5 protein-coding genes and 2 riboswitches are annotated in these 6,837 nt (G+C 53.9%); of the genes, 3 read left to right on the forward strand and 2 right to left on the reverse strand.

Annotated features, from left to right (window positions below; genetic code table 11):
• Positions 1–6: 6 nt before the first annotated feature.
• A complete protein-coding gene (gcvT, locus tag AC6RNO_RS16785) occupies positions 7–1,098 on the reverse strand; it encodes a glycine cleavage system aminomethyltransferase GcvT (protein ID WP_474686675.1) in 1,092 nt (363 codons plus the stop codon).
• 104 nt (positions 1,099–1,202) lie between these two features.
• A riboswitch (glycine riboswitch) is annotated at positions 1,203–1,319 on the reverse strand.
• A gap of 3 nt (positions 1,320–1,322) precedes the next feature.
• A riboswitch (glycine riboswitch) is annotated at positions 1,323–1,435 on the reverse strand.
• Between the two features lie 197 nt (positions 1,436–1,632).
• Here gcvT and gcvH point away from each other — a divergent pair.
• Positions 1,633–2,025, forward strand: coding sequence for a glycine cleavage system protein GcvH (gcvH, locus tag AC6RNO_RS16790; RefSeq protein WP_474686676.1), 393 nt, complete (start codon positions 1,633–1,635; stop codon positions 2,023–2,025).
• Between the two features lie 826 nt (positions 2,026–2,851).
• Here the strand turns inward: gcvH and AC6RNO_RS16795 are convergent.
• Positions 2,852–3,187 (reverse strand): AraC family transcriptional regulator, encoded by a 336-nt coding sequence (locus AC6RNO_RS16795; RefSeq protein WP_497106119.1) that lies wholly within the window; start codon positions 3,185–3,187, stop codon positions 2,852–2,854.
• A gap of 421 nt (positions 3,188–3,608) precedes the next feature.
• On the opposite strand from AC6RNO_RS16795, the gene AC6RNO_RS16800 reads away from it, so the two are divergent.
• Together AC6RNO_RS16800 and AC6RNO_RS16805 are read left to right on the forward strand one after the other, a co-directional pair.
• The gene (locus AC6RNO_RS16800; RefSeq protein WP_497106120.1) at positions 3,609–4,040 is read left to right on the forward strand and encodes a hypothetical protein; all 432 of its coding nucleotides are present in this window, start codon (positions 3,609–3,611) and stop codon (positions 4,038–4,040) included.
• Positions 4,041–4,330: 290 nt separating this feature from the next.
• Positions 4,331–6,604: a glycoside hydrolase family 3 C-terminal domain-containing protein gene (locus AC6RNO_RS16805; protein WP_497106121.1), complete on the forward strand. Its 2,274-nt coding sequence runs from the start codon at positions 4,331–4,333 to the stop codon at positions 6,602–6,604.
• Positions 6,605–6,837: the final 233 nt, after the last annotated feature.

The following is a 6,837-nucleotide window of genomic DNA, read 5'->3' on the forward strand; positions in this document are numbered from 1 at the left end:
CTGGGTCTACGGTTTTCTTTTATAAAACGGCGTTGGGACGACTTTCGCCTTCACCCGGGCGCCTCTGATTTCAACGGCCACTTCGGTGCCCGGTGCGCTGTAGGCGGCTTCGATCAGCGCCAGGCCGACGTTCGTTTTGAAAGTCGGAGATTGCGTGCCTGTCGTTACTTCTCCGATTTGTTTGCCGCCGGCGAAAACGGCATAATGCGAGCGGGGGATGCCCCGTTCGATCATCTCGATGCCGACTAGTTTGCGGGGAGTGCCGGCTGCCTTTTGCGCGGCGAGCGCTTCGCGTCCGATGAACTCCCCTTTATCCAGCTTGACGAACGGGCCAAGTCCGGCTTCAAGCGGGGAAATGTCTTTGGAAAGCTCCTGCCCGTACAAGGGAAGCCGCGCTTCAAAACGCAGCGTATCCCTGGCACCTAATCCGGCCGGAATCAGGCCGGAGTCTTTGCCGGCTTCCAGCAGCTTGCCCCACAGCTCCACGGCATCGGCTGCGCCGACGTAAAGCTCGAAGCCGTCTTCACCGGTATACCCGGTTCGCGAGACGAGCGCTTGGACGCCGCCGATGTTCACGCCCTGCAAAAAGCGGAACGATTTCAACGTCCCGACCGGCGCGTCCGTCAGCTGCGCGAGAATCGGTTCCGCCTGCGGCCCCTGCAAAGCGAGCAGGGCCGTTTTGTCCGAGATGTCGTCCAGCATGACGCTGTCCGGGGCGTTTTGCTTCATCCAGCCGATATCTTTGTCGATGTTGGACGCGTTGATGACCAGCATGTAGCTTTCATGGCCCAGCTTGTAAACGAGCAGATCGTCCACGACGCCGCCGTCTGGATAACACATCAGCGAGTACTGGCACTGCCCGGCTTCGAGCCTGGACACGTCGTTGGTCGTCAGCTTTTGCAAAAAAGCAAGGGAATCCGCTCCGCTGACCAGCACTTCTCCCATGTGCGACACGTCAAACAGGCCGGCTTGCCGCCGGACGGCATCGTGTTCTTTTTGAATGCCTGCAAACTGCACGGGCAGCTCCCAGCCCCCGAAATCGATAACCCGCGCTCCATGCTCCGCGTATACCGGAAAGAGCGGTGTTCGCTTTAACATCGTCGTATCCCTCGCCTTTCATCCGCAATTTTCGTACTGCGGTTATTTTGCCCAAAAAGCAAAAAAGAGCAAAAAGTACGCATGGCAAACACACATACTTTTTGCTCTGTCCTTTGTACCTGAGAGTTACCTTGCCTTGGGCTTGGGCCGTCCGCCTGCTTGGCAAGTTTCCCCTTGGGTGTCCGGCATGCGCGTTCGCTGTGCGCCGGAGCTCTCCAGAGATGCGTCCGATACAGGTCCTTTTGCCTGAGAGATTCACCCGTTCAGGTTTACTCCTTCGGCGCCGCGCCGCGCTTCATGTTTCATGCGCTTCGGCGGTCTCTCCCTGCATCCTCATCCGCTGCTTATTCGATTGGGTATACCGTTATTATGAGCCCAGCATGCTGCGGATTGTCAATTGGAATTTTTCCAAAAATTTCAGCGCGGTGCACAAACCTTTTTGCCGGAAAGAAGTTTTGACCGCCCGCCTTGACTTTGTGGTTTCCGTTGGATTAAGCTAAAAGCAAAATTTGCAGGCAAGCGAGGCGGAAAACGATGAGTCAAGTACAAGCCAATTTGTTTTACACCAAAGAGCACGAATGGGTGGAAAAGCTGTCCGATACTTTGGTTCGCGTCGGCATTACGGATTTTGCCCAGGATCAGCTGGGGGATATCGTGTTCGTGGAGCTGCCGAAAGCGGGAGCTTCCGTGACCGCCGAAGACAGCATCGGCAGCGTCGAGTCCGTCAAAACCGTATCGGATATTTTTTCGCCGGTGACCGGCAAGGTGGCGGCCGTGAACGATGCGCTGGAAGGCTCTCCCGAGCTTGTGAACAGCAGCCCTTTCGGGGAAGGCTGGATGGTCGAGGTGGAAATCTCGGGCGCAGACGCACTCGAAGGTTTGCTTACCGCGGCTGAATACGAAGCATACATAGGCACGGATCATTAAGCTGCCGGAAGGCAGCGGGAGGACGCTTCGGGGTCGGAGGCATGGGCAAAACGCCTCACTAACAAACAACCACTGACAACAAAAAACAACCGCTGACGGCAAAGTCAGCGGTTGCTTTTTGTTGTTTCGTTCTCTCTCAAGTATTCCTCAATCGTCGCTAGGGATTTCTAAATTTTCGGATTCTATTGCACGTGAGGAAACTATAATTGTTGCCCCAATCGGCTATGGTTTACATAAATTTGGAAATAAGCAGCTTGAATTGCTTGTAATCCAAAGGCGATAGGTCCCCCTAAAACCGGAGCAGTAGTTCGCTAAGCGGCCCGGCAGCGCGAAAACCTGCAAAAGTACAGTTATTTTCGATAGCAACGGACGAATTCGGGGAAAAGCCTGCGATTGTGCAGGAATTTCTGCTCGGATGGGGCTAATTCCCGAGTTTTGGCGTTAAAAACTGCACATTTGCAGGAATTTTTCGCGCCAGGAGCATCTAGGAGCAAAAAGATGTATTTTTGCAGGCTTTTGGCGCGCGCAGGGGGTTGGAACACTACTTGGAGGTAGTCAGCGCGTGGATTTCGGCCCGCGAGGCGTTTGATGGCGGTTGAAGCGCCACTTGGAGGAAGTCAGCGCGCAGTTTTTCGGCCCACGAAGCGTTTGGTGGCGGTGAAACGCTTCCTCGAGTTAGTCAGCACAGCCTCTCCACACGCGGGAGCGGTTGAAGCCAGCGGTTTCCGCATTCGCGATGCCAGCGGTGCCGCAGGGCGGCTTTGCGCTGGTTGACCGCCGCACCGCGCGTTGGGAGATGCGTGAAGTACGTGCCCGCCATGCCGCGCTACCACAAGCTTTCCGCGCTCCGGTTGTTTCGATACTGTTTGGGCGTCGTGCCGGTATGCTTTTTAAAAATTTTGTTGAAATACGTCTGGTCGTAGTAGTTTAAGCGAGAGCAAATATCGGCAATCGGGTAGTCGGTCAGCACGAGCAGTTTTTTGGATTCCTCCACTTTTTCCCGCTGGATGTAGTGGCTTAGCGTCATTCCGGTTTCTTTTTTGAACAACTGGGACAAATAATTGGCGTTTAGTCCTGTTAATTGCGAAAGTGTTTTGAGGGTGATTTCTTCGTACAGATGGTTGAAAATGTAGTTTTGACAGGAAGCGATCGGCTTCGACACATTGTGCATCCTGCTCTTGCGGACACGCTCGGCAAAGTCTAAAAACGCGTCCGCATAGGCGTNAAATGTAGTTTTGACAGGAAGCGATCGGCTTCGACACATTGTGCATCCTGCTCTTGCGGACACGCTCGGCAAAGTCTAAAAACGCGTCCGCATAGGCGTTCTCCACATGTCTGACTTCTTTCAGCTCCTCGATATGCTGGATGTGCAGGTCGCTTAAGGTATAAGCGGTCTCCGGGAATAATCCGCCTTCGATCGCCGCGCGCGTAGCCAGGGTAATGCCGCAATAGGCGAGGTTTTTTTGGCTTCGCAGCCGGCTGCGCCGCGATAAGATGCCGACCTCTCCCGGCAAGACTACGCTTAACGCTTTGAGAAGCCCGGCTTTATCCCCGTTTTTTATATGCTGGAACAGCGTTTTTTCGTGAACCGGGTCCATGTGGAAAAGGGAATTTTCCCTCCGCGTCGACAGGCTGAGATCCACGTTGTTTACCGGCACGAACCGCTGCTCGAAATGATGGTTGTACTCGAGTACGTTCGTGATTTCGAGCGGTTCCTTATAAACAAGGTAATGGATGAGCATGCTTGCGTGAAGCAGGCGCATTTTGGGGATTACCGGGAGACTGCGCAGGTACTGGGACCACTGGGGACGGTGTTTGACCGGGACATGGTTGTCGTACATAAGGCTTGCGATCGCCTCGTCGGACAAATCGGAATAGACGGAGGGACCGACAACGAGTGTGCCTGCAAATTGCCCGTCCCGCTCGATGGAAAGCATAACGAAATTTTCCTCGTGATTTGTAGAACGGATGACAGGCATATGCGAGCTTCGTTCCCGTTCGGAGCCGGTCAATGAGCGAATGAGATCGTCGTGGTTGGAAAATAATGGGCTTGTATGAAAAACAGAAGACAGCCGGAAGTCGATTTCATTGCCCGGATTCACGTAAAACACGGGTATTTGAAAGCTTTCAAAAATAAGTTTGCCTATGTATTCAAGTTCTTTTTTAACCTCCAATGGGACCACGAACAATCACCGCCATCTGAAATAAGTACAATTTATCTTAAAATAATACCATAAAATGAAGGTTCCGTGAATTATGATGGTGGTGCGACCGATGGAAAATACCGTTTAGGGGGTAAACAACTATGAAACGCAATATTCAAGAGCTTGTTTCCAAAATGACACTCGAAGAAAAGGCAGGCATGTGCTCCGGACTTGATTTTTGGCATTTAAAAGGAGTGGAGCGCCTCGGCATTCCGTCGATTATGGTGACGGACGGCCCGCACGGACTGCGCAAGCAAAAAGCGGACGCCGACCATTTGGGGCTGTTTGACAGCGTTCCTGCAACTTGTTTCCCTTCGGCCGCGGGGCTGGCATGTTCCTGGGACCGGGAGCTGATCGGCAAGGTCGGCGTCGCTCTGGGCGAGGAGTGCCAGACGGAAGACGTAGCGGTGCTGCTCGGACCGGGCGCGAACATTAAGCGTTCCCCGCTGTGTGGAAGAAACTTCGAATATTTCTCGGAAGATCCGTACCAATCTTCGGAAATGGCGGCAAGCCATATCCAGGGCGTGCAAAGCCAGGGAGTCGGCACGTCGCTGAAGCATTTTGCCGTCAACAACCAGGAGCACCGCCGCATGTCGGTGGATGCGGTCGTGGACGAGCGTACGCTGCGGGAAATTTATTTGGCGAGTTTTGAAGGCGCTGTCAGAAAATCTCAGCCTTGGACGGTAATGAGTTCATATAATCGGGTGAATGGGACGTACGCTTCCGAAAACGAATTTTTGCTGACCGATATTTTGAAAAATGAGTGGGGCCACGAAGGCTTTGTCGTGTCCGATTGGGGTGCCGTTAACGAAAGAGACGACGCTCTTGCGGCCGGTCTGGAGCTGGAAATGCCGGCAAACAGCGGCGTCGGGGAGCAGAAAGTGATCGAAGCCGTGAAGAGCGGGAAGCTGTCCGCGGAAGCGCTGGACAAAGCGGTGGAAAGACTGCTGAACATTATTTTCATGGCGGTCGACCACAAGAAAGAAAACGCTGCCTACGATCAGGAAGCGCATCATTTGCTGGCAAGAGAAGTGGCAAGCGAAAGCATGGTTCTTTTGAAAAACGAGAACGGCATTCTCCCGCTCAAGAAAGAGAGCAAAATCGCGGTCATCGGCGCATTTGCCGATAAACCGAGATATCAAGGCGGGGGCAGCTCCCACATTACGCCGACAAAACTGGACCATCCGGTCGAAGAAATCCGGAAACTGGCCGGCGCTTCGGCAGCGATCGCCTATGCGCAGGGCTACCGGCTGGATAGCGATGCCGATGAAGAAGCGCTGCTTGAGGAAGCGAAGCGGGCGGCAAGCGAGGCGCAGGTTGCGGTCGTCTTCGCAGGGCTTCCGGACCGCTACGAATCCGAAGGATATGACCGGGAGCATTTGAGCATTCCGGGCAATCAAATCAGCCTGATTGAAGCTGTGGCGGGCGTGCAAAGCAATGTCGTTGTCGTACTGCTGAACGGGTCCCCTATCGAGATGCCGTGGATCGGCAAAGTAAAAGGGGTGCTCGAAGGTTACTTGGGCGGGCAAGCGGTTGGCGGCGCTGTTGCCGACCTGCTGTTCGGCGAAGCGAATCCGTGCGGCAAGCTGGCCGAAACGTTCCCTCTCAAGCTGAGCGACAATCCTTCCTACCTGTTCTTCCCGGGAGAAGGCGACCGGGTGGAGTACAGAGAAGGCTTGTACGTAGGCTACCGGTATTATGACGCGAAAAAAGTGCAGCCGCTGTTCCCGTTCGGATACGGATTGAGCTACACTTCGTTCGAATATACGGGCATCGAGCTGGATAAACGGAACATCAAAGATACGGATACGGTTACGGTCCGGGTCAAGGTCAAAAATACAGGCTCGCGCGCGGGCAAGGAAATAGTCCAACTGTACGTCAAGGATGTCGAAAGCAGTGTTATTCGCCCCGCTAAAGAGCTGAAAGGCTTTGCGAAAGTCGAGCTTCAGCCCGGTGAGGAAAAGGCGGTCGAGTTTGTTCTGGACAAACGCTCTTTTGCTTACTACAACGTCGATCTGAAAGATTGGCACGCCGAGACCGGCGACTTCGCGATTCTGATCGGCCAATCGTCACAGGACGTCGTACTGCAGGATACCGTGCATGTTCAATCGACGGTCGCGATCAAGCGGACCTACACCCGCAATACGACGATCGGCGACCTGCTCGGCGATCCGTCCAGTGCGGAACCCGTCCAGCGCCTGATGAGCCGCTTTCAAGAGACAAGCGCATTGACTGCGGAGCCGGGCGACGACCACGCCGACATGATGGCGGCTATGATGAAATATATGCCGCTGCGGGCGCTCGCCGCTTTCAGCCAAGGATCGGTGACCGAGCAAATGCTGAGCGATTTGCTGAACGAGCTGAACCGCGACTAAAATCGGATTCGAGGAAAAACTCGCGCACCCCATAAGCAACCTTATGGGGTACGCATCATTCTCACTAAGATGGCGCAACAAGGTCACAAGCAAAAACACGATCCCTAGGCTTAATAAAATTTTTTTTCTCCAGACTTTCAGAAAGTCTACCGCTTGGCCAAGGCCAATATTTCATCTGCAACGAGATCAGGGCGATATTGATGAATATAATGCTCGGTATCCTTAAGCACTAA

It is taken from the genome of Paenibacillus sp. sgz302190 (genome assembly GCF_059820445.1).

What these genes read in the sequence shown, in the direction of transcription:
- gcvT (WP_474686675.1), bottom strand. Translation starts at nt 1,098, where the DNA reads ATGTTAAAGCGAACACCGCTCTTTCCGGTATACGCGGAGCATGGAGCG.
- gcvH (WP_474686676.1), top strand. Translation starts at nt 1,633, where the DNA reads ATGAGTCAAGTACAAGCCAATTTGTTTTACACCAAAGAGCACGAATGG.
- AC6RNO_RS16805 (WP_497106121.1), top strand. Translation starts at nt 4,331, where the DNA reads ATGAAACGCAATATTCAAGAGCTTGTTTCCAAAATGACACTCGAAGAA.